The organism is Clostridium sp. UBA2485 (assembly GCF_002341865.1).
Classification (GTDB): Bacteria; Bacillota; Clostridia; order Clostridiales; family Clostridiaceae; genus Clostridium_J.
In genome coordinates this window covers 84,033-108,595 of sequence record NZ_DDOV01000074.1, presented here as the reverse complement: position 1 = coordinate 108,595, position 24,563 = coordinate 84,033, and the positions used below count along the sequence as shown (strand labels likewise).

General features: G+C 26.1%; 24 protein-coding genes. 3 read left to right on the top strand and 21 right to left on the bottom strand.

The window, feature by feature from the left end; translation table 11 throughout:
• Position 1: 1 nt before the first annotated feature.
• The 6 genes from B3603_RS15385 to B3603_RS15360 form a co-directional block, all read right to left on the bottom strand.
• A complete protein-coding gene (locus tag B3603_RS15385) occupies positions 2-802 on the bottom strand; it encodes a hypothetical protein (RefSeq protein WP_291566503.1) in 801 nt (266 codons plus the stop codon).
• A 194-nt stretch (positions 803-996) separates the two neighbouring features.
• Positions 997-1,503, bottom strand: a complete 507-nt coding sequence (gene lepB / locus B3603_RS15380; protein WP_291566501.1) for a signal peptidase I — start codon at positions 1,501-1,503, stop codon at positions 997-999.
• 26 nt (positions 1,504-1,529) lie between these two features.
• Positions 1,530-2,618, bottom strand: coding sequence for a M23 family metallopeptidase (locus tag B3603_RS15375; protein WP_291566499.1), 1,089 nt, complete (start codon positions 2,616-2,618; stop codon positions 1,530-1,532).
• Between the two features lie 168 nt (positions 2,619-2,786).
• Positions 2,787-3,761, bottom strand: a complete 975-nt coding sequence (locus tag B3603_RS15370; protein WP_291566497.1) for a 2-hydroxyacid dehydrogenase — start codon at positions 3,759-3,761, stop codon at positions 2,787-2,789.
• 88 nt (positions 3,762-3,849) lie between these two features.
• Complete coding sequence (locus B3603_RS15365; protein WP_291566495.1) at positions 3,850-4,566, bottom strand: metallophosphoesterase family protein; 717 nt, start codon at positions 4,564-4,566, stop codon at positions 3,850-3,852.
• Between the two features lie 249 nt (positions 4,567-4,815).
• Complete coding sequence (locus B3603_RS15360; protein ID WP_291566493.1) at positions 4,816-5,343, bottom strand: isochorismatase family cysteine hydrolase; 528 nt, start codon at positions 5,341-5,343, stop codon at positions 4,816-4,818.
• Positions 5,344-5,612: 269 nt separating this feature from the next.
• Here B3603_RS15360 and B3603_RS15355 point away from each other — a divergent pair, with 269 nt between their 5' ends.
• Positions 5,613-6,548 carry a DUF4097 family beta strand repeat-containing protein gene (locus tag B3603_RS15355; protein ID WP_291566491.1) on the top strand — a complete coding sequence of 312 codons (936 nt, stop codon included), beginning with the start codon at positions 5,613-5,615 and terminating at the stop codon, positions 6,546-6,548.
• Between the two features lie 167 nt (positions 6,549-6,715).
• Here the strand turns inward: B3603_RS15355 and B3603_RS15350 are convergent, their stop codons facing one another.
• Both B3603_RS15350 and B3603_RS15345 read right to left on the bottom strand, forming a co-directional pair.
• Positions 6,716-7,525 carry a YhfC family intramembrane metalloprotease gene (locus B3603_RS15350; protein WP_291566489.1) on the bottom strand — a complete coding sequence of 270 codons (810 nt, stop codon included), beginning with the start codon at positions 7,523-7,525 and terminating at the stop codon, positions 6,716-6,718.
• 337 nt (positions 7,526-7,862) lie between these two features.
• Complete coding sequence (locus tag B3603_RS15345; protein WP_291566487.1) at positions 7,863-8,657, bottom strand: polysaccharide deacetylase family protein; 795 nt, start codon at positions 8,655-8,657, stop codon at positions 7,863-7,865.
• Between the two features lie 188 nt (positions 8,658-8,845).
• Here B3603_RS15345 and B3603_RS15340 point away from each other — a divergent pair, with 188 nt between their 5' ends.
• Positions 8,846-9,334, top strand: coding sequence for a hypothetical protein (locus tag B3603_RS15340; protein ID WP_291566485.1), 489 nt, complete (start codon positions 8,846-8,848; stop codon positions 9,332-9,334).
• Between the two features lie 121 nt (positions 9,335-9,455).
• Here the strand turns inward: B3603_RS15340 and B3603_RS15335 are convergent, their stop codons facing one another.
• The 7 genes from B3603_RS15335 to B3603_RS15305 all read right to left on the bottom strand — a co-directional run bounded on the left by B3603_RS15335 (position 9,456) and on the right by B3603_RS15305 (position 15,723).
• Positions 9,456-9,722 (bottom strand): DUF6262 family protein, encoded by a 267-nt coding sequence (locus B3603_RS15335; RefSeq protein ID WP_291566541.1) that lies wholly within the window; start codon positions 9,720-9,722, stop codon positions 9,456-9,458.
• A 106-nt stretch (positions 9,723-9,828) separates the two neighbouring features.
• Complete coding sequence (locus tag B3603_RS15330; RefSeq protein WP_291566483.1) at positions 9,829-10,164, bottom strand: hypothetical protein; 336 nt, start codon at positions 10,162-10,164, stop codon at positions 9,829-9,831.
• Positions 10,165-10,303: 139 nt separating this feature from the next.
• Entirely contained in the window at positions 10,304-10,636 is a 333-nt protein-coding gene (locus B3603_RS15325; protein WP_291566481.1) for a hypothetical protein, read from the bottom strand.
• A gap of 733 nt (positions 10,637-11,369) precedes the next feature.
• Entirely contained in the window at positions 11,370-13,229 is a 1,860-nt protein-coding gene (locus B3603_RS15320; RefSeq protein ID WP_291566479.1) for an LTA synthase family protein, read from the bottom strand.
• A 218-nt stretch (positions 13,230-13,447) separates the two neighbouring features.
• On the bottom strand, positions 13,448-14,524 hold the full coding sequence (gene cobT / locus B3603_RS15315; protein WP_291566477.1) for a nicotinate-nucleotide--dimethylbenzimidazole phosphoribosyltransferase: 1,077 nt from the start codon (positions 14,522-14,524) through the stop codon (positions 13,448-13,450).
• A gap of 143 nt (positions 14,525-14,667) precedes the next feature.
• Entirely contained in the window at positions 14,668-14,823 is a 156-nt protein-coding gene (locus tag B3603_RS15310; RefSeq protein WP_163247980.1) for a CPC_1213 family protein, read from the bottom strand.
• Between the two features lie 225 nt (positions 14,824-15,048).
• Positions 15,049-15,723 carry a uracil-DNA glycosylase gene (locus B3603_RS15305; protein ID WP_291566474.1) on the bottom strand — a complete coding sequence of 225 codons (675 nt, stop codon included), beginning with the start codon at positions 15,721-15,723 and terminating at the stop codon, positions 15,049-15,051.
• 392 nt (positions 15,724-16,115) lie between these two features.
• Here B3603_RS15305 and B3603_RS15300 point away from each other — a divergent pair, with 392 nt between their 5' ends.
• Positions 16,116-16,847: an NAD-dependent protein deacylase gene (locus B3603_RS15300; RefSeq protein WP_291566472.1), complete on the top strand. Its 732-nt coding sequence runs from the start codon at positions 16,116-16,118 to the stop codon at positions 16,845-16,847.
• 177 nt (positions 16,848-17,024) lie between these two features.
• On the opposite strand, the gene B3603_RS15295 is transcribed toward B3603_RS15300, so the two are convergent.
• The 6 genes from B3603_RS15295 to B3603_RS15270 all read right to left on the bottom strand — a co-directional run bounded on the left by B3603_RS15295 (position 17,025) and on the right by B3603_RS15270 (position 24,464).
• Entirely contained in the window at positions 17,025-17,978 is a 954-nt protein-coding gene (locus B3603_RS15295; protein ID WP_291566470.1) for a patatin-like phospholipase family protein, read from the bottom strand.
• Positions 17,979-18,049: 71 nt separating this feature from the next.
• Positions 18,050-19,966, bottom strand: coding sequence for a ribosomal protection-like ABC-F family protein (gene abc-f, locus B3603_RS15290; RefSeq protein WP_291566467.1), 1,917 nt, complete (start codon positions 19,964-19,966; stop codon positions 18,050-18,052).
• Positions 19,967-20,166: 200 nt separating this feature from the next.
• Complete coding sequence (locus B3603_RS15285; protein WP_291566465.1) at positions 20,167-20,304, bottom strand: hypothetical protein; 138 nt, start codon at positions 20,302-20,304, stop codon at positions 20,167-20,169.
• A 103-nt stretch (positions 20,305-20,407) separates the two neighbouring features.
• The gene (gene hsp18 / locus B3603_RS15280) at positions 20,408-20,845 is read right to left on the bottom strand and encodes a heat shock protein Hsp18 (protein ID WP_291566463.1); all 438 of its coding nucleotides are present in this window, start codon (positions 20,843-20,845) and stop codon (positions 20,408-20,410) included.
• Between the two features lie 415 nt (positions 20,846-21,260).
• Positions 21,261-22,715 carry a potassium/proton antiporter gene (locus B3603_RS15275; RefSeq protein ID WP_291566461.1) on the bottom strand — a complete coding sequence of 485 codons (1,455 nt, stop codon included), beginning with the start codon at positions 22,713-22,715 and terminating at the stop codon, positions 21,261-21,263.
• Positions 22,716-23,063: 348 nt separating this feature from the next.
• Positions 23,064-24,464, bottom strand: a complete 1,401-nt coding sequence (locus B3603_RS15270) for an MATE family efflux transporter (RefSeq protein ID WP_291566459.1) — start codon at positions 24,462-24,464, stop codon at positions 23,064-23,066.
• Positions 24,465-24,563: the final 99 nt, after the last annotated feature.

The window sequence follows — 24,563 nt, the reverse complement described above, 5'->3', positions numbered from 1 at the left end:
CTTAATAGCTTAGCCTCTGATCTACTACAATTCTTTTTGATTTTTTACTTCCATATTTATATATAAAAAGAACTTTATCCATAGATATATTATTATTATTTTTTTTTATACTACTACAATTTAAAAAATCTATTACATATTTTTCATCTATATTTTCATCACTAAATTTATCTATAAATACTTTTTCCACCTTTTTAATAGGAATACTATCCTTAAAGTACTTCATTACAAGTACATTTTCCTTTAAAAATAATAGTTTTTTCTCTTCATCTATATTTTCTATAAAATTTAAGGCTGCTTCATTTTGTTTAACTGCTGTAAGTTCAACCTCCATAGAAGGATTGTCAATAAATCTTAAAGCATTATAATTCAAAGTTACCGCTGCAAGTTTCACTTTCTCAGCTGGGTTTTTTATGTATTTTATAGAATCAAAATCCTTTTCTACAGCCAAAAGTTGCAATTCTTCACTTGGATTTTTTATATATTGTATTGCCCAACCTTTTTGCTCTATACCTAACTTAATTAAATCCTCACTTGGATTTTTTATAAATTTTAAAGTATTCCAAGCTTCTTTAACTACATATATGCACATTTCTTCACTAGGATTATCAATAAATTCTATTGCCCATATATTGCTTCTTAATGCTACCTTTTTCATCTCTTCTGTAGGGTTTTTAAAATATCTTATTACCGCTCCATTTTTTCTAAGTGCCGTAAACTTCATTTCTTCTGTAGGAATTGAAATATTCCTTATTAAAATTGGATCTCTTTCAAGCATAGCAATAATTTGTTCTTCTGTCATTTTTCTCACCCCTTAGCTAATGAAATTATCTAATAATGATTATTAAATAATTCTCTATATTGATTATATAGAAAAATATATAAAAGAAAAAGAGCCTACAATAAGATTGTAGACCTAATTAATATTTATTCAATGCACAATTGTAGAGATTTCTACTTTAATTGTAAACTTTGTATTATAAAAAGTAATTTATACTACATAACTTTAATTCTATTAAAAGGATAAATTATAATTCTTGCTTTTCCTTTAATATCTTTTTTATGAATATATGGATTATTCCATTTTCGGCTATCAAAAGATCTTATCCTGTTATCTCCTAGAAAAAAGAAATGATCTTTAGGAACTGTGTATTCTCCTCCTACTTCTTCATTGTTTAAAACATAATTTTCTTCTAATTTTTTATCGTTAACAAAAACTTCACCATTATCTTGAATTTTAATTTTATCTCCACCTATACCAATTACTCTTTTTATTAGTAACTGCTTCTCTTCCTCAGAATAAAACACCACAATTTCTCCATTTTTTATTTTATCTTTATTATAGACCCTTGTAGCAATAAGTCGATCTCCTGTCATTATAGTTGGTTCCATTGAAGCAGAAGGTATTTTACAAATAAAAAATAAAAAATAATTTATACCTAATGCTAAAATAATACCTACAATGGCAGCTAAACTCCATTGCTTTAATTCATCTTTTATCATGCTGTCCTCCTATATAGTATAATAAATTAAAATGTTTTTATTATCATAGAATCTTCATCAATAGAGTTTATTTCTTCATTTGCTATATCTTTTATATTTGTAAAATTACAAGGTAATCCTCTTGCTGTAAGTTTATTTGATCCATCCATTAAATGAAAATGAAGATGAGGACAATTAGAATTTCCACTATTCCCTAATTTACCTAGTACTTCTCCGGCTTTAACTTTTTGACCTTTCTTTACTTGAACACTATTCAGTATCATATGACAGTAAAAAGAGTATTCACTATTTGCATGCTCTATAATAACGTAATTTCCTGCAGAACGTGGAACCGGTCCATGAATCTTTTCAAGATTATCATAATGACTTCTTTCTAATTTATTCTTATATCCTAGTGAATACTCTGGAAAATCATTATAAGCTTCTATTACTGTTCCATCTCCAATAGCCACTATTTCTTTTCCATAATGGACATATTCTTCATTTTCCATTCCCTCTTTACTTATAAGCATAAAATCCTCATTAAGTTGACCTAAATCAAAAGCAAACTCTGAATTATAACACCATCTATGGCTATCAATAGAAGAATAGATATCTGTAGCTATCCAAGTTCCCTTTACAGGAAAAACATAAGAATTTTTTACCTCATAAGCCTTAAGTGAAAGACTATGGATATGATTTATATTTTCATTATTTATATTATAATTTATAACTATTTCCACTTTTTCAATTTCATCATAGGTAATTAAATTAAAATATTCTGCCATAATTACAAACTGCTTATTTGGTGGTATTGTTAAATTTGCACTTAAGCTATCATTACTCCAAAATTTTTCTAACCCTAAACATTCATAAATTATATTTTCTCTATAAATATTTAATTCTTCAATACTATCCTTTGCTCTCTTTTCAAGGGTGTTTCCTTTATAACCTATTTCCTTTAATACTTCTCCTTTATTATTAACTAAAATAAAAGAGATTGAATTTAAAACAATATTCTCCTTAAAATCATTTTCTATAGCAATTAATCTTAAATAAAAATCATTTTGAAATTTTCCACCTAAATCCTTGGTTATAGGAATTAAATAATCCTTTGGACTAGTAAATACTTTCATAATTGTTTACCTCCATATTTTACCTACAGTTATATTCTACTAATTTTATTATTTTCCTTTAAGATATGTNNTTGTAGTTATATAGTTTTTAATTATTCTGTTTTACTCATTATAAGTTAAAAATAACTTACATATAGTAAGTTATAAATACATCAAATTAATTTATTTTTAAAGTAACTTTAATTCTTTCACTATATTAGGAACAGGTTCTCCAATTAAAGCAGATACTATATTTTTAGCTGCTAACATTGCCATTTCATTACGGGTTTTTATAGTAGCTGAGCCTATGTGAGGTACTAATACAACATTGTTCATCTTTAATAAAGGATTATCTTTATCTATGGGTTCTTTATAAAATACATCTAATCCTGCACCGTGAATTTTTTTCTTTTCAAGTGCGTCTATCAAAGCATCTTCATTTACAGTTTGGCCTCTTGAAGCATTTATAAATATAGAAGATTGCTTCATAAGATTAAATTCTCTATAATCTATTAAATTTTTTGTTTCTTCATTAAGTGGAGTCATAATAACAATAAAGTCTGACTTTATTAAAAGTTCATCAAAGGTACTATATTTTATATCTAGCTTTTCTTCCATTTCTAAGTTTCTATGTCTGTTATAATAAATTACCTCCATATCAAAGCCGAACTTACCTCTTTTCGCAATTTTTTCTCCTATTCTTCCCATTCCTATAATTCCTAAAGTCTTATTATAAACATCTACTCCGAAATTTTCTTTATCTATATCTTTATTCCACTTTCCATCCCTTATAAATTTATCAAGTTCTACTACTCTTCTAGAAGTAGCAAGTATAAGTGCAAAAACTAAATCTGCTACAGTATTATCTAGTACATATGGTGTATTTGTTCCTATTATATTTCTTTTTTTCATTTCCGCTAAGTCAAAATTATCATATCCTACTGCCACATTACTTACCACTTTTAATTTAGGTGCTGCATCTAATAATTCTTTATCAATTCTAGCACCAAATTGAATGAGACCATCTACATCAGCTATAGATTTTAGTAATATATCGCTAGGTATTTTTTCATCTGAATTCCAGATTTCATAATCACAATACTTTTCTATATACTTCTCCACTTCCTTTGATATATTTTGAGCTATAAATACTTTCGGCTTCATAATTTCTCCTCCTAAAGATAATTGAGAACTAATAATTAAAAATTGTATATTAATTAATATACAATTTCAAAGCTTCACATCTTATCATTTAGTTCATTCCATACATAAACTTTAGAATATGCTCCTTATCTGGAACATCATATTTAAAAAAATCCATAACTACAGCATCTAAATCATAATTTAGAGTTTTAAAACTAATATCTACAGCTTTTCCATCAAATTCTAGAATTGCAAAGTTTACAAGACCATCTCTAGAACATCCTATTGAACCAGGATTTATTATTGGTTTACCACTCCAATGTTTAACTAAACTTTGATAATGAGTATGCCCAATTAACACATAATCACAAATATCTCCATAATCTTCTGTGTACTTATCTAAAGTAACTTCCTTATACAGTAAAGGTAAATCAGTCATACTATCTATTCTAGAATGTACCATAAGTATCTTCTTATCGCAAATATTAATAATTCTTTCCGTTGGTAAAGTTTTTAATCTACAAATTCTCTCTTCCCCTAAAAGTTCAATGTTCCAATTTTGATGCTCTATTTCTCCCTTTGGAAAATCTTCAAAATTTCTATTTATTAATATATGCTCATTATTCCCTAAGATATTTACAAATCTTTTATCATTCATAACAATATCAAAAACTTCTGTTGGGTTAGGACCTTCTTGAATAAAATCTCCTAAGTTAAGAATATATTTTACATCTTCATTTTCATTTTGTAAATAATCTAAAAAAACATTTAAGGCATGGATATTAGCATGAATATCTGCCACAACAATCACTTTTTCTTTCCCCATAACTCCCTCTTTTTTGCCCCCTTGTATAAATTAATATTTCTAAATATTAAAAATAAATATACTATTTTAAATATTAGCAACTATCTGTTTATTAATATTATATCATCAAATAATGAGAAAACAACCTAACTATATTCAAAAATAACTAGTAAGATTACTAGTTATTTTTGAATACATTTATAAGATTATCTATTAATGATTTAAATAAATTCTTAATAATACTATTAATGCTGTTAGAAAAACTATATATTATTTCTCTTTATTTAAAAATTCATCATAATATAAAACTTTAATGACATTAGACAAATCCATTACAGAACCTATAAAATTCTTAATATCTAATCCTTTAATACCATATATTCCTCCACTATTTACTGTACCAGTAGCATCCTCTATAAAGGTTACATTATATCCTCTATCAAAAGCAGCAATTGAGGTAAACATACAACAATATTCTGTATTAAATCCTGTAACAATTAATTCATCTATATTCTCAGCCTTTAATACTTTTTCTAAATTAGTTTTATAAAAAGCGCTGGGAGTTGTTTTTTCAATTAAATAATCATATAAATTATTAAACTCTTCATGAATTTCTGAAGAACTGTTGTTTTTATTGAAAGTACTTTCTTTTACATTCTCTATATGTCTTGTAAATATCACTCTTTCTCCCTTTTCTCTAAATATATGAATTAGATTTTTTATTTTATCTTTTTCTTTCTCAAAGTCTTTTTGACCTAATATATGGTTTTGCAGATCTAAGACCAACAATGCTCTCATAAATATCCCCCTCGCAATATTGTAATTAATTTAATATTTATATAAAAAAGTTTAGAATATTTAAACCAAAAATTCTTTTATCCTAAATAAATTTGCTATACTAAAGTTATATTTTGGATTATAAAATTATAAATTATATTATGTGGTATTTTTATTAAATATTCTATATTATCAATTATTTTATTTATATAATATGCAATTCAAATTATGATACAATATAAGAATAATATGGATGTAAAATTTAATATTCTTTATTTAGGAGGAGGATTATGGCCAATAATTCTAAGACAAAAAAAATTATTTATATTTTACTAGGAGTGATGTTTCTCTGTTTTTTCCTAAGTGGCATAATATTTTTATTTAGTTCAAATAAAAATGTTATAATAAATAATAGTGATAATAGTACCGGAGTTCAATTTAGAACAGAAAAAAACTTATCAATAGATAACATAAATAATATTGATATTGATGCTGCTTTAGGAAGCATAAAGATTACCTCAGAGGATAGAAAAGATGTAAAATTAATTTTTAGTTACAATGAAAATTTTTTTAAAAATTCAGTTCCAACTCTAAATGTTAATTCCTACGGCACAGAAGCAAAAATAGAAATTAAGTATAAGTCAAGTCTAAAAAAATTAAATTTTGGAAATAGTAGAATATCCTTAGAAGTTTATATTCCTAAAAGTTATAATAAAAGCCTATCTTTAGATACTAAATTAGGAGATATAAATTTAAATAACTTAGATTTAGATAATTTAGAATGCTCTCTATCTATGGGTAAATCCCTTATAAATAATATTAATTGCAACTACTTTGAATATGATAATAGTATGGGTGATTTAAATGGAGATAAGATATATACTAAAGAAAGTGAAATTGAACTTTCTATGGGTTCAGCTAATATAAAAAACTTTAGGGGAAATTTAAAAGCTGAAAATAGCATGGGAGAAATAGATATAGAATATGATGAATTTAATAATAATGTAGATTTAGAAGCATCTATGGGTTCTATAAGACTAACTCTTCCTAAAAAATCTGAGTTTTCACTTTCAGCAAAAACTAGTATGGGATCTGTTAGTTGCGATTTCCCTTTAAATACATCTATCCATAAAGGTTCTGAAATAGATGGAAATATTAATAATAGCAATAATAGAATTATTGCAAATAGTAGCATGGGTTCTATAGATATTAGAAGTAAGGATTGACTTTAAGGCTTAAATTAAAAATTTCAAACCATCTATTTACTTTTAAAACTACTAAAATATAAGCTTATATAAATTATTAAATGCTTAGGACTTAAGTCCTAAGCATTTAATATATGTCAGCTTTTAAATAATAATTTTACTATCTATCCTATATAAACTATAGTATATTAATCAATTAAATTAGCATTGATTTTCTTATCACTAAATAACTTTTTACTCTTTACTATAAATACTAAAGCTATAACCGCCACTATAATTAAAAATTCTTCAATAAAAGCAATACTTTTTATTACTCCTGCTTGATGAAGAGCTGCTGGAAAATCTATTAATGCATGTATCAATATAGCTAAGAATAAGTAAATTTTTTTTCTTTCTTTTATAGAATAAAGAACTATTAATGATAGTGCAATTTGAATTATCATTGTACAAATTCTCTCAATTGAAGCTATGCCCCATATATAACTTGGAGAACTTACCATTTGAATATATACTGTCTTTAACGCTTCCACTGGTGCTCCTTCCACTTGTAATAGTTTTTCAAAGCTCCCACTATTTATTTGAAGTGCCATTATAATATTATTTAAAAAAGTTATTCCCACTATTAACATTGCCTCTATACCACCATGACCAATGCCATAGGCAAGACCGTCTTTCCATTGCCTATTGTCTTTTAAAACAAATTTAAACATTAAATATCTGCTGATTTCTTCAAATATTCCTGCCATAAGGCCACCATATAACATATAAAGCCAAGGATTTCTAAAAAGTTCAGCAGTGGTTTTATTGTTTATTAAAATCATTTTATGAATTGGTGCTTCTAAAATTTGAGTAGCTATAAAAAAGCCTATAGCACCAATAAATACTGCTTTTAAAGAAATTTTTTCTTTCTTATAAAAAAATATAACTAATAAAATAGGCAATACAGTACTTACTAAAAAAGTTAAAATCATAAAAAACATAGAACTATTACTTACCATAAAATCATCTCCCTAATAAAGGTAACATTGGACCTTTATACATTTCTTTTGCCAATATTGCTTTATTGCTTATTTTTTATGTTGAACATATACATTTTTCATGAAAACTAAATTTAAATAATGTATATGTATCTTTTTGTTATATACTATATCATATATAACAGGTTTTTAAAATAAAATTTACCAAACTTTTCATAGTAAGACTCTAATCATGTAATCTTATACGTAATTTCATTCTTTTTTATCATTTTGATTTTTAATACTATATTATACTAAAAAAAACCATGGCTTATGCCATGATTTTTTATATTATAACTCCCTGAGTGTAAAAATTAATTCAAAATGAATCGCAAGTAGGGCTCTCATTATGCCTATTTATAATTTTCTTTTCTAAAAGCCTATCGTGATTTTCTTGAGAAATATCATTTAAGGCTTTAAATTCATATCCTTGTTCTTTTAATGCTTTAACCACATATTTTAAGGCAGCAGGAGTAGTTTTATTGCTGTTTCCATCATGCATTAATATCATTAGTGTAGATTTATCTAAATTTTTCTTATTCATTTCCATTGTAAAGTTTTTTATCAATTTTTCTACAGGAATATTCACTCCTATGGCATCTTCTAAAGATACATTCCAATCTACATAATATAATCCTCTACAAACTAATTCAGCTCTTATATCTTTTAATATCTCTTTATTAGGTATTCTAGTGCTTGATCCACCCGGCATCCTCATATAAATACTAGGCTCTTCTTTAGTAATATCATTTACAGCTACATGGCATTTTTCATAGTCTTGAAAATATGCTTCCTTCGAACTGTAATTTTTATCTAAATGAGAATGGCTGTGTAAGCAAATTCCATGTCCCTCACCTTGAACTTGTTTTAATATTTCAGGGTTCTCCATCGCCATTTTACCAAGAACAAAAAAAGTACCTTTTATATTTTCTTCTTTTAAAACTTTTAATATTTCTAGTGTAACTTCACAAGGACCATCATCAAAAGTTAAGTAAGCAACTTTCTTTTCATTTGACGTACTATCATCACCTTCTATTGATCCGAAAGCAGGAGTAGATAGTATCAATAGAAAAAAAGTTAAAATTAATGCTATAAATCCTTTTACATTCTTCATTTTTCTCACCTTCTGTTATATTTTCAATAACAATAGTATTCCTTAAAAATATTAAATTATCCTTACATAAGTCATCTTGAAAAAATAATGGACATCCAATCAAGAAAGTCAATATTTATTTACTCATATAGATTATATTAAAATCAATGCTATAATTTAATTAAAAGGTTATGGGATGAGGGAAGATTATGAGAAAAAGTTTAAAGCTGATCTATCTATTCTTAATATTCTTGTTTATATTTGTTATAAATTTAATAATTCCAATTAATAAAAATAGTACAAATCCATATACACAAAGATTATTCTTGATTTGTCTTACAACCACATTAATAATCACAATCTATATGATGTTTAAAACAAAGAAACTTGAGAAAAAAGATATTTTTATAGGAATATTTTTTGGCATTATTGCTGGAGTTAAATCTCCATTCATGGGACTTATAACTGCTATTGCATATATAGGATTAAGATGTATGTTCAAATATAGTAGTGTTGATGTTCCTATTTTTAAGGTTAAAACCTTTAAAGAAATACTGGATTCTATTATACTTGCTATTATTTCTGGTGGAGTGCTAGGTATAATTAACTTATTCTTAGGAATATCTCAACATAAGCTATCGCTTTCATTTTCTCATATGTATTTAATAACTGCTTTAAGAGCAGGAGTTTCTGATTAATTATTCTTTACCAATAATGAAAAACTACTATATACACTTTAAAAATATATAATCAACTTAAAAACTTATAAAATAAAGCCTATATCTTAAATTACTAATTAAAACAAGATATAGGTTAAAATTACTTTTGAGCAAGTTCTCCTAACAAAATAGCATTGTCATTCTTTAATTTCTTATTTTCTTCTTCCAAAGATTGTATTCTTCTTTTAAGAGATTCTATAACTCTATCTTTTGATGTTTCTATGAATGTCTGATTTTGAGATATTACCCTCATTTTATTGTTTTGTCTCTTTATAGCCTCATTAATAGGTGTTATAAGTTCATCAGCATAAGTGTATAAGAATGTTTTACTTGTTCCTGCTCTGCGACATATATCAGCCTTTGAGATGGAGTTATTAACAGGGTCATCCAGTAATTCTAACTCTTTTAAAACAGATAAAACTGTTTGTTTTTTAATCTAATTATCTCTGATGTATTAGGATTTTTATTACCCATTATTCCACCCCCTTAACATAAAAGTGTTTTGAGTCTTCAAAAGTTTCACCTTTATTAATTATTTCTAAAGTAACAGTGTAAAACCTAACGATTTTATCAAACTCTTCTGCTTTTTCATCCAGTCTCATTTTTAGAGCATTATCTCTATGTATAGTTTCACTTTCTATAGTGTCTTTAACAGTCTGTAAATGCCTTGGATATATCTTTTTCTTAACACAGGTTTTACAAGCCATATGATGGCAAGAAGGCATTTTATAAGGGTGTTTACAGTAGCCATCACCAAGCTCAAAAACTCGAATACGAAGTAAAACCTTATATAATATATAGAAGAACATATGTTGACGATTTTGTTGGGTATCAATGGAAAGAATGGAGTTCTGGATATTCTAAGCTCCATATGTCTACTGTTGCTTCTGCTAAAAGAGTATAAAAAAATAAGGAGCTATCTCAAAATAAAAATTTTGAGATAGCTCCTTATTTTTTTATTTCTATATTTATAAATGTAGGCACATCGGAAATTTTTGAATAGATATTAATATTATTCAGATTTTTATCCTTAAAATAAATAACTTCGTTATCTTTCATAACACCTTTAATAATAAAATCATTTATCTCATTATCACCTTTTAAAAAATAAACGTTTTCATATACTTCATTATAATCTCCTTTATCTAATAATTTAAATGGAATATAATGATAAAATTTATCTTTTTCAAACACAAAATACTCTAATTCATCCATGCTTTGGCCTTGTCCTATATAAGTTCCATATATTGTATTTTCATATTTACTCAATTTATTTCGCATATTTATATTTAAAAAAACAGATAAAATTAAAAAAAGTAATAAAATAAGTATAGAAAAATGATTAATAATAAACATTTTAATTTTATAAATAATATTTTTCATATAATACCTTCTTTCTATTTAATATAAATATATTAAGTGATGAAAATTTTAATAACCATATACAGGCTCTAAATATTGACTATAGACACTATCAAAATAATCTTTTTCTCTAAAGATTGTCATATTATTAAATTTTACATATACAATATATTGGCGATTAAGAACTTATAAAGAAAACATACAAAAAAGATTCACTGATTTTAAATTTTTTTCGTGAAATTACCACAATTTAAATTTATTTAAAGAAACATATTATATAAATAATAAAGTAATATATTTACATTGTAAATATTTATATATAAAATTTATATATAAATTACATATATTAAATTAAGTAGGAGTCTATTATGCTAAAATATGAATTTGTTCAATCAAGACCTTTAAATGCCAATCCATAAAATGCTTAGCGTGGGTAAAAAATCATTAATCTACCCACTTTTGCCTTTAACGGGGGTTTTGTCAGAAATGTTGGCGCTATCCCTACTATACTGACTTAATTTATTCTATAATTACTATATATTATTTGTATATAATTATAGATATAAAAATAAGGTAAATTATATCTAATATAACTTACCTTACTCTTATTGCTTATATACTATTAATTTAAATCTAGCAGTTTTTCTATTTATTATTTAGAAATTTTCTTAAAATAATCTCCTCTTATAATCTTGTCAGAGAGCTCTATACTATTTTCAAGGTGTTCAACATCACTTTCTGTTACCTCTCCTTTAACTTTAAAATCAGAAAGTATTACACTATTTTTATTGCTGTTTAATAAATTTTTCCCCATGGCATATTTATAGTTTTCTTTATTTACTCCCATTAAATAAGCCACTGTAGGAAGCGTATCTATTTGTCCTCCATAAGTAGAAATAGCTTCGCCCTTTAATCCCTTGCTATAAATTAATAGAGGTATTTTATTTTCATTATCTAACCACCATTGCTCCTTAGGTTCAATTTGATTAATTTTATCTTGAAAATACTTATGAACGCCAGTATGATCTCCATAAAGTACTACCACTGTATTATCAAGTATACCTTCCTCATCTAATTTTTGTATAAATTCTCCTATAGCACTATCAGTGTAATTAACTGATTGAAAATAATCTCCTAATTCATTTTTATCAAACTCCTCATCAAGATTAAGATTTCTATATTCTTTAGGAAGCTTAAAAGGAGTATGACTAGTTAAAGTTACTGTAAAGCCATAAAAAGGTTGTTTTTGTTCTTTTATAAAATTAATAGCTTGATTAAAATAAGATTTATCACTAATACCTAATCCTATTTTTTCACTGGTATCTAAATTTTCTGCTGAAACAAACTTATCAAATCCAATAGAGGCTAATGCCTTTTTATAATTCCAATAATCTCCACTATCTGGATGAATGGCAATAGAAGAATAGCCCAACCCCTCCATTAAATTTGGAAGTGAATATGGATACGTATTATTAGGATATCTAAAAAATGTTGAACCTTCTCTTACTGGATGAATTGATGTATTCATAATTAAATCACTATCTGAACTATTTCCATTCCATACCTGTTCATGAAAGTTATCAAAATACAGAGAATTACTTATCATTTTATTTATATTAGGTGTTATTTCTTGACCATTTACTTCTTTATTTATAACAAAATTTTCAAGAGATTCAACTTGAATAAACAATAAATTTTTTCCTTTAAACATATCTTTATATTTATTATCTATTATATTTTCATCATTATCTTTATACCAATTATCTATTTCTTGTAATTTTTCCTTTGAAAATTCATAAGGTTTTACATTTAGATAAAAATTGTATAAATCATATACATGATATCCTATAGGTCCTAAATAAAACATTTTATTATTTGGCATCATACTTTTACTAAAAGATTTTTCTCCACTAAAACTTTGGAAGTTTTTATTTATATTTAAGAAGTTTACAGATAAATATAAAATAGAAAGTATAGTCAATGTAAAAAATAACTTTTTACTTTTTCTTCTATTAGAATTTATTGTTTTTCTCTTTTTAAATAAGAAAATAACTACAAATATATCTATTAAAAATAAAATGTCTATTGGTCTAAATATAGCTAAAATAGAACTTCCTAAATTTTCTGTATTAGATCCCATTTGAAGTACAAATAAATTAAAATAACTTGAAAAACTTCTATAAAAACATAAATCTGTTATCATGATAATTGATATTAATGTATTCAAAATAAATAGTATCTTAAATTGTGTTTTCTTATTAAACAACAAACTTATTGATAAAAGTAATATTATACTACTTAAATAGATTGGAATTACTGGTAGATTAGTTATCACTCTATTTAAATTAATAGAAGATGCTCCTACTGAATCTATTACTGCCATGAAAAGAATTGTTTTTATCAAAAGAATTGAGACAGTAAAAAAATAATATTTATAATCAATAAATACATCTGATATTCTTTGAGGAATTTTTTCTTTTATCTTCGGTTGTTGTAAATTTATATCATTCATAATTTCCTCCTCATTAAGTCTTATATTGAATTGTATATGAATCTTTAAACTCTATTTTAATCCTATGCTAAAATGTTCTTTCTTTAGTTTTAAATTTATAATTGATTTTTTTAACTAGCAAAGAAATTGCTAGTTAAAAAAATCCATTAAAAAGTTAATTCTTTATTATTAATTTAAAATTCATTACTAAGTTTTAAATTGCTTAAAAAATCTTCCTCTTAATTTTCCTTTCTAATATCAACATAGTCATCTCTACATATACTAGCTTCTTCAAAGGTTGCCATGTGTTTCATGGTATATAGTGCTGCATCAATTATATTAAAAGCTAATGGACATCCTGAACCTTCACCTAATCGCATTTTTAAATTTAATATAGGTTCTAAATTTAATTCCTTCATCATATATAAAGCTCCTGGTTCAGCAGATAAATGAGAGGGAAACATAAATTCTCTAGCATGTGGATTTAATCTTTGTGCACAAAGTGCTGCTGCAGAGGCAATAAATCCATCTATAACTATAGGCACTCTATTTTTAGCTGCCCCAATAAAACATCCACAAAGTCCTGCAATATCATATCCTCCTACTTTGCTTAACACATCTACTACATCATTACTGGAAGGCTTGTTTACCTCAATAGCTTTTTTAATAACTTCTATTTTATGATTTAGCTGTTCATCTGTAAGTCCAGAACCTTTTCCAGTAACTTTGTCCACATCAATCCCGGATAACACACTTAATACCGCTGCACTTGTTGTAGTATTTCCTATTCCCATTTCTCCAGTACCTAAAATATTATAACCTTGACTTACTAGTTCATCTACAACTTCAATTCCTGTTTCTATAGCTTTTATTGCTTGTTCTCTAGTCATTGCAGGTTCCTTAGTCATATTTTTTGTACCATAAGAAATTTTTTTATTTATTATTTTATCACTTTTTATATCAGAGTTTATCCCAATATCTACTATAGTTAAATCAGTGTTAGTAAAATCCGAAAGTACACATACTCCTGTAATCCCTTTAGTAAAATTGTAAGTCACTGTTTCTGTTACTTTTTGAGGACAAGTACTTACACCCTCTTCTACTACACCATTATCAGCACACATTATAATAATATTTCTCTTATATACCTCATTATAGATATCACCTGTTATTCCAGCGATTTTTGATACTATATCTTCTAATATTCCTAAACTACCTATAGGCTTGGACAATGAATCTAATCTTACCCAAGCTTTCTCCTCCACTTCTTTATATGAAGGTTTTATACTTTCTAAAGCATTGTTTAATATATCCATGGAAGCTTCTCCCCTTATCAAATAGAATAAACAGATGACAAATATATCATCTGTTACTTAAACTAATATAAGTTTATGCCATAAATATAATAAAATCAATAAAACTTAATAAATCTTAAGCGTACATTAATGTATTTCTAATACTATATTTTAAAATCTGTTGGATCATATTCTTTAGCTTTAGGCTCACCAAACACTGCTCTAGCGCTCTCCGCTTGAGGATCATGCTTTATATTTTTCTTTTTAAATTTTCCGTCCTGCATTTTATTATTTTTGGTGTTTCTCATCTTACTACTCATTCTAACCACTCCTTTCTCAATTTTAGCTTCTCCCATAGAATATTTAAATATTCTTAAAAAATATTTCATTTCCTAGGTCTTAATGAAACTAAGAAATCACTATTAAAATTATTATTCAAATTATAATTTAAAATAATGGATAAATTTTAAAAACTAGCAAATTCATTGCTAGTTTTTAAAAATATGTTATGTAGTTCTTTCAAAAATAAATCAATTGTAGCCCATTTATATATTTTTAATCTGCCAATCAATTGGATTTTTATTTAAGCTTTTTAATATATCATTAGCTTTCATAAAATGATTACATCCAAAAAATCCTCTACTGGCAGATAATGGACTTGGATGGGCTGCCTTCAATATAAAATGATTCTTATTTGTTATAAGCTTAACTTTTTCTTTTGCATTATTTCCCCAAAGAATAAATATCACCGGATTCTCTCTATCATTTAAAATCGAGATTACTCTATCAGTAAATATCTCCCATCCCTTATTTCTATGAGAATTTGCTTCTCCTGCTCTAACAGTAAGTGCTGTATTAAGTAATAATATTCCTTGTTCTGCCCAATTAACTAAATGTCCATTATTAGGTATATAACAGCCTAAGGTATTATGAAGCTCTTTATACATATTGAGCAATGAAGGTGGTGTTTGTACCCCTGGCTTTACTGAAAATGCTAATCCATGAGCTTGGTTAGGTCCATGGTAAGGATCCTGACCTAACATAACTATTTTTGCATCCTTATATGAAGTTAACTTTAAAGCATTAAATATATTGTACTTATCTGGATAAATAGTTTTAGTCTTATACTCTTCAACTAAAAATTGTCTAAGTTTTTTATAATAGTCTTTCTCAAACTCATCTTTTAATAGTTCATCCCAATCATTATTTAAAACAACCATATTTATCTCCTTTTTTAATTATTATAATTTTAAGTTTTATACTACTTTTATTATAAGCTTATCTCTTTAATGTATCTTAACTCCTAAATCTATATTGAACACTCTCTTTCTTAAATATACTCTATTTTTATCTGGTAAATATATGCTATACATTATTATAACAAAAAATAAAAGTTTATGGCTTATAATGAATGTGCATACTATTTATAAATATTATAGTTCATTCTCGCTTTCTTATGTTTACCTACTAAAATCACAATTGGGTTGACAATTATAATAAATATACTAATTTAAAAATAAAAAATTTAGGTATTATATTTTTATAGCATTTTTTGTCTTTAAAAGACTTTTTATTCCATTAATCTTTGGTATAATAATTATGAGGTGATTACATGTGCATTGAAAATTTAAAACATATTATTAAAAACTCCAATAATATAGTATTTTTTGGCGGTGCAGGGGTATCTACAGAATCTTCTATACCTGATTTTAGATCTGCTGAAGGATTATATAATTCTTCTAATAATAAGAAATATAATCCTGAAGAAATATTAAGCCACAGTTTTTTCATAAGATATCCAGAAGATTTCTTTAGATTTTACAAAGAAAAAATGTTATATCCTAATGCTTCTCCTAATAATTGTCATTATGCTCTATCAAAGCTTGAAAAAATAGGTAAACTAAAAGCGGTTATAACTCAAAATATAGATGGATTACATCAACTTGCAGGAAGTAGAAATGTTTTCGAACTTCATGGATCTGTTCATAAAAATTTCTGTATAAAATGTAATAAAAATTTTAGTTTAAATTATGTTTTAGATAGTGATACATTAGTACCTTATTGTGATAATTGTGGTGGCATTGTAAGACCAAATGTTGTATTGTATGAAGAATCTCTAGACCAACAAATTTTAACTGACTCTATAGAAGCTATTGCAAATGCGGATACTCTAATTGTAGGCGGTACATCTTTAGTTGTTTATCCAGCTGCTAGTCTTATAAGATATTTTAATGGAAAAAATTTAGTATTAATAAATAAATCCTCTACTCCTTATGATAATTATGCTCACTTAGTTATAAATGAAAGTATAGGAAAGGCATTAAGCTTTATAAATGAAGAATAGCTTAATTAACTGGCTGTTGACAATTAAAAATTAAATTAGCTTTATTTAAATTAATTTTTTAATAGCCTCTTAATTACTTTATAATAGAAATATCTAAGTAGCTTTTTCAAAAAACAAGTTAAAACTTCTCCACAAAGGGAGAAGTTTCTATAATTGTTATTTCTTAATTATTCATTATTAAAGTTTTAGTTCTTTTATAATTTTAACTGTATCCTTATATCCAAGCTCCATTCTTTTTAGGGCATTCTCTAATGAGAAGTCTAAAGTTCCATTAAAAAAATCTCCAATAGGTTCACTAGGTATAATTTCAATAATTTCTAGACCTGGAAAAGGTTCTTTATCTATTATATAACCTTTTTTTAAATGAACTGCTATTATTTTTTTATATCCTGCTTCATACAAAGGTAGTATTGGTATATTTTCTACAATCCCCCCATCAACATACTCAATATCATCAATAATTTCTGTACCAAAAACTAGTGGAAGGGCTGAAGTTGCTAATAAAATTGTTTTAACTTTTTCTTTTTCACAGTTATTTAATTTAAAATATTCTGTGTTCATATTACTTCTATAACAAAGTATTTTAGGTTTATTTAAAGGAGCTTTGCAACAAGAAGCAAAACATTCTATATCCGTATGAGACAATCTCTCTAAATCTACTAAATTATCTAAAATATTTATTATCCCTTCTTTAGAGAATATACCATTAACCTCCATATCTTCAATTCGTTTCTTTAAACTTACACTTCTTTTCCTTTCTCTAAACTTTATATAGCTCTCCTTTAAACATCTTAAATAATAAATATTTTTTTTTTCTTTTAAATAACTTTTTTCACCATTAGTATTTTTCATTTTTTTATCATCATAGTTTTCTTTAATAGTTTCTACGATATTTTCTTTTTTATTTTCTTTTCCAAATGCCTTTTCTGGTGATATAGAAGTCCATAGATTTAAGGCTAAGTCATATTCACCTAAAGCAAATAATACCCCATTTAATGCTCCTATAGATGCTCCTGCTACAGCACCTATAGAATCCTCTATCCCATAATCTTTAAGTGCTCTCCATACTCCTATTTCATAAGCGCCTTTTCCTCCACCACCAGCTAGAGCAAGCCCCATTCTCTCCTTCATAAACTCACTCCTTTAATTAAGTTATAACTATACATATACAATAAATATTTTGCTCTTGAAAATAAACTATATTAAATCAATTGTTCCCATTTTTTTATTAGTTCTTCTAAACTATTTTCTATAAATAATTTTTCCTCATATAAAGTATTTAAACTTTCATAATCTATAGAGTCGGATACCATCTCTTTCTCAATATTTTTTAATCTTATCTCTAGACATGATATTTCCTCTTCTAAATCTTCCACTTTTTTTTCTTTATTTTTTAACCTTTTATCTTCATTAACACTTTTATAACTTTTTTTACTAATAGTTTTTTCATTTATGGCTTTTACTTTATTTTTCTCCTCATTTTTCTTTTCTTTATAATAATCATAGTCACCTATATATGAATTTAATTTACCACTATTTAATTCAACTATACCATGGCATAGTTGATTTATAAAATATCTATCATGAGATACAAAGAAGATACTACCTTCAAATTCTTTTAAGCACTCTTCTAATACTTCTCTTGAGTCAATATCTAAATGGTTAGTAGGCTCATCTAATATTAGTAAATTAATCTCATTATACATAAGTTTGCATAAACATAATCTACTTCTTTCTCCACCAGAAAGGTTTTTGACTTTTTTAAAAACTTCTTCACCAAAAAACATATATTTTGCAAGATACTCCCTTGCCTTACCTTCAGTTATTGAAACGTCTTCTCTAAAACACTCTAAAACAATATTATCCTCATTGTTAAACTTAATCTTTTGAGGTAAATAGCCTAACTTTACTGAAGCCCCTAACTCTGCCATACCACTATCTCCACAATATTCTTTTTCATTAAAGCTTTCATCAAAATTATTTAAAAGTATTTTCAAAAGTGTTGATTTTCCTGTACCATTGTCTCCAATAAGAGCTATTTTTTCTCCATAAGTTAAAAGAAAATTAGCTTTATCTAGTAAAATCTTATCATTGAATCTTTTACTCAACTCTTTAATTTTTATTACTTCTTTACCAGAACGATTTTTTACCTCTAGTGATAATTTTATATTTTCTTTCTCTATTTTGGGTCTTTGAAATTTTTCCATTTTTTCTAACCGTTTTTCCATACTTGCTGCTCTTTTGAAAAATTTAACATTGTCAGCTCTTTTTCCCCATTCCCTTAAATCCTTTATAGTTTTTTCCATAGATTTTATCTTCTTTTGCTGATTTTCATAAGCTTCTAACATTCTAAGAATATTATCTTCTTTTTCTTTAACATATGAAGAATAATTTCCTATATAAACTGTAGATACCATATCTTCGATTTCTACAATTTTATTAACAACTCTATCTAAGAAATATCTATCATGTGAAACAATAATTGATACTCCTTTATACTCCTTTAAATAATCCTCAAGCCACTCTATAGATTTTAAATCTAAATGATTAGAAGGTTCATCTAAGAGCAAAATCTCAGGTGACTCTAGTAATATCTTACCCAATATTACAGTAGTTTTTTCTCCGCCACTTAAACTATTGAATATTCTATTTTTAAAACCCTCAGTAATTTTTAAGCCATTACAAATCTTACTTAGTTTTTCTTCTATATCATATCCTCCTAAAATTTCAAAAGATTTTTGTAACTCCTCATATTTATATAAAATTTTTTCTAAATCTTTTCCTTGAAATATGGACATTTTATTTTCTAGTACCTTCATCTCTCTTGCAATCTCATTAGCTTCATTAAAAGCTAAATCAAGTACATCTATTACCCTAAAATCATCATTATACTGAGGAAGTTGATCTAAATATCCTATGGTTGCATCTTTTCTTACAGTTACCATGCCTCCATCACTACTTTCTATTCCACCAATTATTTTCAAAAGTGTACTTTTACCACATCCATTTCTTCCTATTAATCCTACTCTTTCTCCGCTATGAACCTCAAAACTTACATCCTCTAAAATCATTGTAGCTCCATAGTACTTTAAAACTTTATTTAAAGCTAACTCTATCATATTAATCCCTCCATATATTTCTCTAATATTAATTTTTTATAAAATAAAATAAGCCTAATAATATCCATAAAGCTTTCGCTCATACTTATGGACATATTGGCTTACAAGAATAGCTATTCTTTTTTAAATATTAAAAGCTCTATGGAAAACCCATAGAGCTCAAAAAAACACTTTTCCTTATAAAAAAGCTAAAGATATACTCATGGATTTACACTTATATTAGCAATATACTTAAAAAAGGACAGACTACTCCCGTTAAAATTAATATTTCCATTTTTTGCAACGGAACTACTATATTTTTGATTTTTGTCTGTCATATTGCTAATATTAAATTCCATTTTCTACCCTCCTTTTCTTAATTATTTATATATTTTGTAATTAAAAGATTACACTATTTATATTCTAATTTATTTACATATATATTTCAACAATTTTTAATATTTATTTTATTTCTATCCTTCTTTTTTCTACTTTACCATCATTTAGTTTGGGAATAATTATGTTTAATACTCCATTATCAAACTTTGCATCAATATTATCTTCGTCAATATTATCTACATAAAAGCTTCTTTTAAATGTACCATAACTTCTCTCTTTTCTTACATAATTATCTTTTTTATCCTCAACTAGATTTTCTCTTTTAGCACTAATAGTTAAATAATCATTATTATAATCTAGATATATATCTTCTTTTTTTATTCCTGGCAAATCAGCTTCAATTATATAAGATTTTTCATCTTCTTTTAAATCTACTAAAAAACTATTATAATTTATTCTTTCTAAGAAATCTTCATCAAAAAATTGATTCATTAACTGATTAAAAATATCCCCTCTTTTACTTATAGAATTATGTCTTTTCCATGGCATTATTTCAAACATATAAAAACCTCCTCAATTTTTTTATATTATTTGCATAACACCTAATTTTACTCAAAAGATTAAAACTAAAGACAGTAATGATTATTCTCACTACTGTCTTTCATATTTTAACTAAACATCTTTATTTTCCAACATTTTATTTATCATAATTAAAATTTTATATTTTATAAGATTTCTAAACAACCCACGGCCATACCTCTTTAGAAATCAATTTTTTCTAGCAAAATTACCTAATTTAGTATAAGTTTTTCACTTCATTTTTCCATTAGCAAATATACTTAAGTTAGCTAATCTCTCAATATTTACTCCTAATTTCTCCATAATTTTCTGTTAAATGATGATGTTATTTTAAATGATTTATTGGAAAATTATCTCTATAGTCTTTTACTTTTAGATTATGAATTTTCTAATTTTTTTATTTTATACATTTCCTTATGTCAAATATGTCCTCTTTTTTTTCTGAAGTTATAATTAATTTGTCCCCTGCTTCCAACACAGTAGAACCATTAGGTGTAACATATTTTCCATTACGATTAATGGTAATGATTAAAGAAGTTTTAGGAAATTGAATATCAACAATAGGCTTATTTATAACTTTAGAATCTTTATCAATTTTAAGTTCAAATAGCTGATTCTTAAAACTATCATACCTATCTACAAACTTATCCTTATCTAGTTTTCCCATATCTTCTTCTGCTAGATCCAGAAGCTTTGCTACTTTAGGCAAAAAAGTACCTTGAATTAAAACAGAAGTAACAGATATAAAGAATACTATATTAAATATCATAGGTGCAATATCTATACCTGCTAACAATGGATAAATTGAAAAAACTATAGGTGCAGCTCCTCTTAACCCAACCCATGATATTAAAAGTTTTTCTTTAAATGTAAAATCAAAAAATGATAGTATTATAAAAACACATAGTGGTCTTGCAACTAAAACCATAAATACTGATATCATAAGTCCTGTGCCACTAATAGATGTAAGTTGTTTAGGAAATACTAATAGTCCTAGGGTTATAAATAAAATTATCTGCATAAGCCAAGATTGACCATCAAAAAATTTCATCACAGTTTTTTTGTGTATAAAACTACTGTTTCCTAGTATTAATCCTGAAATGTATATAGCTAAAAATCCATTCCCACCAATTAAATCTGTAATTGAAAAAGTAAATATAGCCATAGCTATAGTTAACACTGGATATAACCCATCAATGTCTAACTTAATCTTATTGATTATAAACACCATAAGCTTGCCAAAAAAGACTCCTAGTAATGAACCAAGAACCATTTGCATAAAAAATAGTGCAATAAAGTTAGCTATACCCATATCACCTTCTGTTAAAAGACCAAGAATTGATACAGTTAACATATAGGCCATAGGATCATTGCTACCACTTTCAAGTTCCAATAATGGTGCCAAATTCCCTTTAAGTTTTAAACTTTGTGAACGAAGTATGGAAAATACCGCCGCGGCATCAGTAGAGGAAACAATTGAACCTAATAACATTCCTTCTAAAAAACTTAAATCTGTTATAATGTAAACAAAGCATCCTACTGTTATAGCAGTAATTAAAACTCCACATGTGGATAAAAATACTCCCTGCTTAAATACCGGTTTTATAACATCGAATTTTGTATCTAATCCACCAGAGAATAAAATGAAGCTTAATGCAACAGTTCCTATAAATTGTGCTATTTTGGGATCATAAAAATAAATTTTCCCTATACCATCAGAACCTGCTAACATACCAACAACTAAAAATAATATTAAAGTTGGTATTCCAATTTTATATAATATCTTACTAGCAAAAATACTAACAAAAAGTAGTATAGAGCTTATAAGTAAAATATTCTCTACTGTTAGCATATTTTTCACCCCCAAAAGTTTTAAGATTTTATTGTATAAAGCCGTTAATTTCCTTATTTAAATCTTTACACTTTAAATAAGTCTTAAATTTCTTTATGGAGTAACGTATATAGGAGTTCATGTTGTTATTATAACATAGTTCGCATAAAAACTTCTATAATTTAGATTAAATTTTTCTATAAAATCAAATCCGGAAAATAGTCAATTAATATATTATATATGAATTTTTTAAAATTTTTATGTATCTTTCTCTATTAATCACAGCCTACATTTATTTATCTTTATTTTTCTTTTTTATAGCAGGTAAATATTTCATTAAAAATAAAATAAGCCCATAATAGGCTTATTTTAAATAGCAATTTCGCTTTCATTTTCTATATCTTTTATAACATTGTTAATCCATTTGTTTGAAATAAATCTTTTAACTAATATAACTACTTTTATAGTTTCTTCAATAGCAGTCATTAGTGCAACTATATAAACAGGAAGTTTAAATATAAAGGCAGCAACAAAAGCTAATGGTATTCCTATAAACCATAGTGTAATACCCTGCACCATAGCACCAAACTTTGCATCTCCTCCTCCTCTAAGTACACCTACAATAAGCATAACATTGTATACTTTTGCAGTCATAACTACGGCATAGATATACAAAATTAGTAATGCATCATTTAATACAGCCTGTGAAACATTAAATAGTGATAATACCATTGGAGCACTTAAAGCAAGAATAAAGGATAACGCTAGTCCAACCAATGCAGATACTGTACATAGTCTTCTTGCATAAAGTTTACCTCTTTCTTCCCTTCCTGAACCAATCTCTTTTCCTACAATAACTACTGAAGCATTAGCTAGTCCAAAAGTAATTATCATAAATAAATTTTGAACAGTTGTACAAATTTGTATTGCTGCGGAAGCTTGAGTACCTATTCTTCCATAGATTATTGCATAAGTTACATTTCCAAATCCCCAACAAGCTTCATTAAGCATAACAGGTATTATAGTTGCATAAACACTCTTAACTAAATCTTTAGTTATACTAAAGATTTCTTTAAATTTCACTGCTAATATCCCTTTAGCAAAATATATAGGAGCTACTAATATGATTGATTCTACTATTCTTGCAATTAGGGTAGCAATTGCAGCACCCTTTACTCCCATAGCCCCAAATCCAAGTTTACCAAATATAAATACATAGTTTAATATTCCATTGCAAATTAATCCTGCTAAACTAGCCACCATAGGAAGTACTGTATTTTCAATGCTTCTAGAAGCTGCTGCAAAGTTAAAGCTAATAGCCGTAAATACATAACTTAAACATACTATAATTAAGTATTCACTTCCTAGTCTTATAACTTCTATATCTTTATTAAATATTCCTATAATTGATTTTGGTATTAATAATGCTATAATGGTAAATAATGCAGTTATTATCATACCACTTATAAGTCCAATACCTAATACTTTTCTTATGTTTTCCTTGTCTTTTTTACCCCAAAGTTGAGATATAAATACGGAACAACCAGAACTTATACCCATAATAAATATACTAAATAAAAAATAATACTGATTTGCTATACCTACTGATGCTAATTCAGTTTCTCCAACCATACCAATCATAACTGTATCTAACATATTTAATGAAGATGCTATTAACTGTTGTAATACAATAGGCATGGACAATAGAAATAAGTTCTTATAGAATTTTTTGTCGTTAAAAAGTTCTTTAAAGTTTATCTTTAAACTCAATTTTATCTCTCCTTTCTCTATGTTTTTAGATAAAAAAAACACTTTGAAGATTTTCAAAGTGTTTAACTTCAGCACTTGTATATCTTTTTTTGTAAAAGA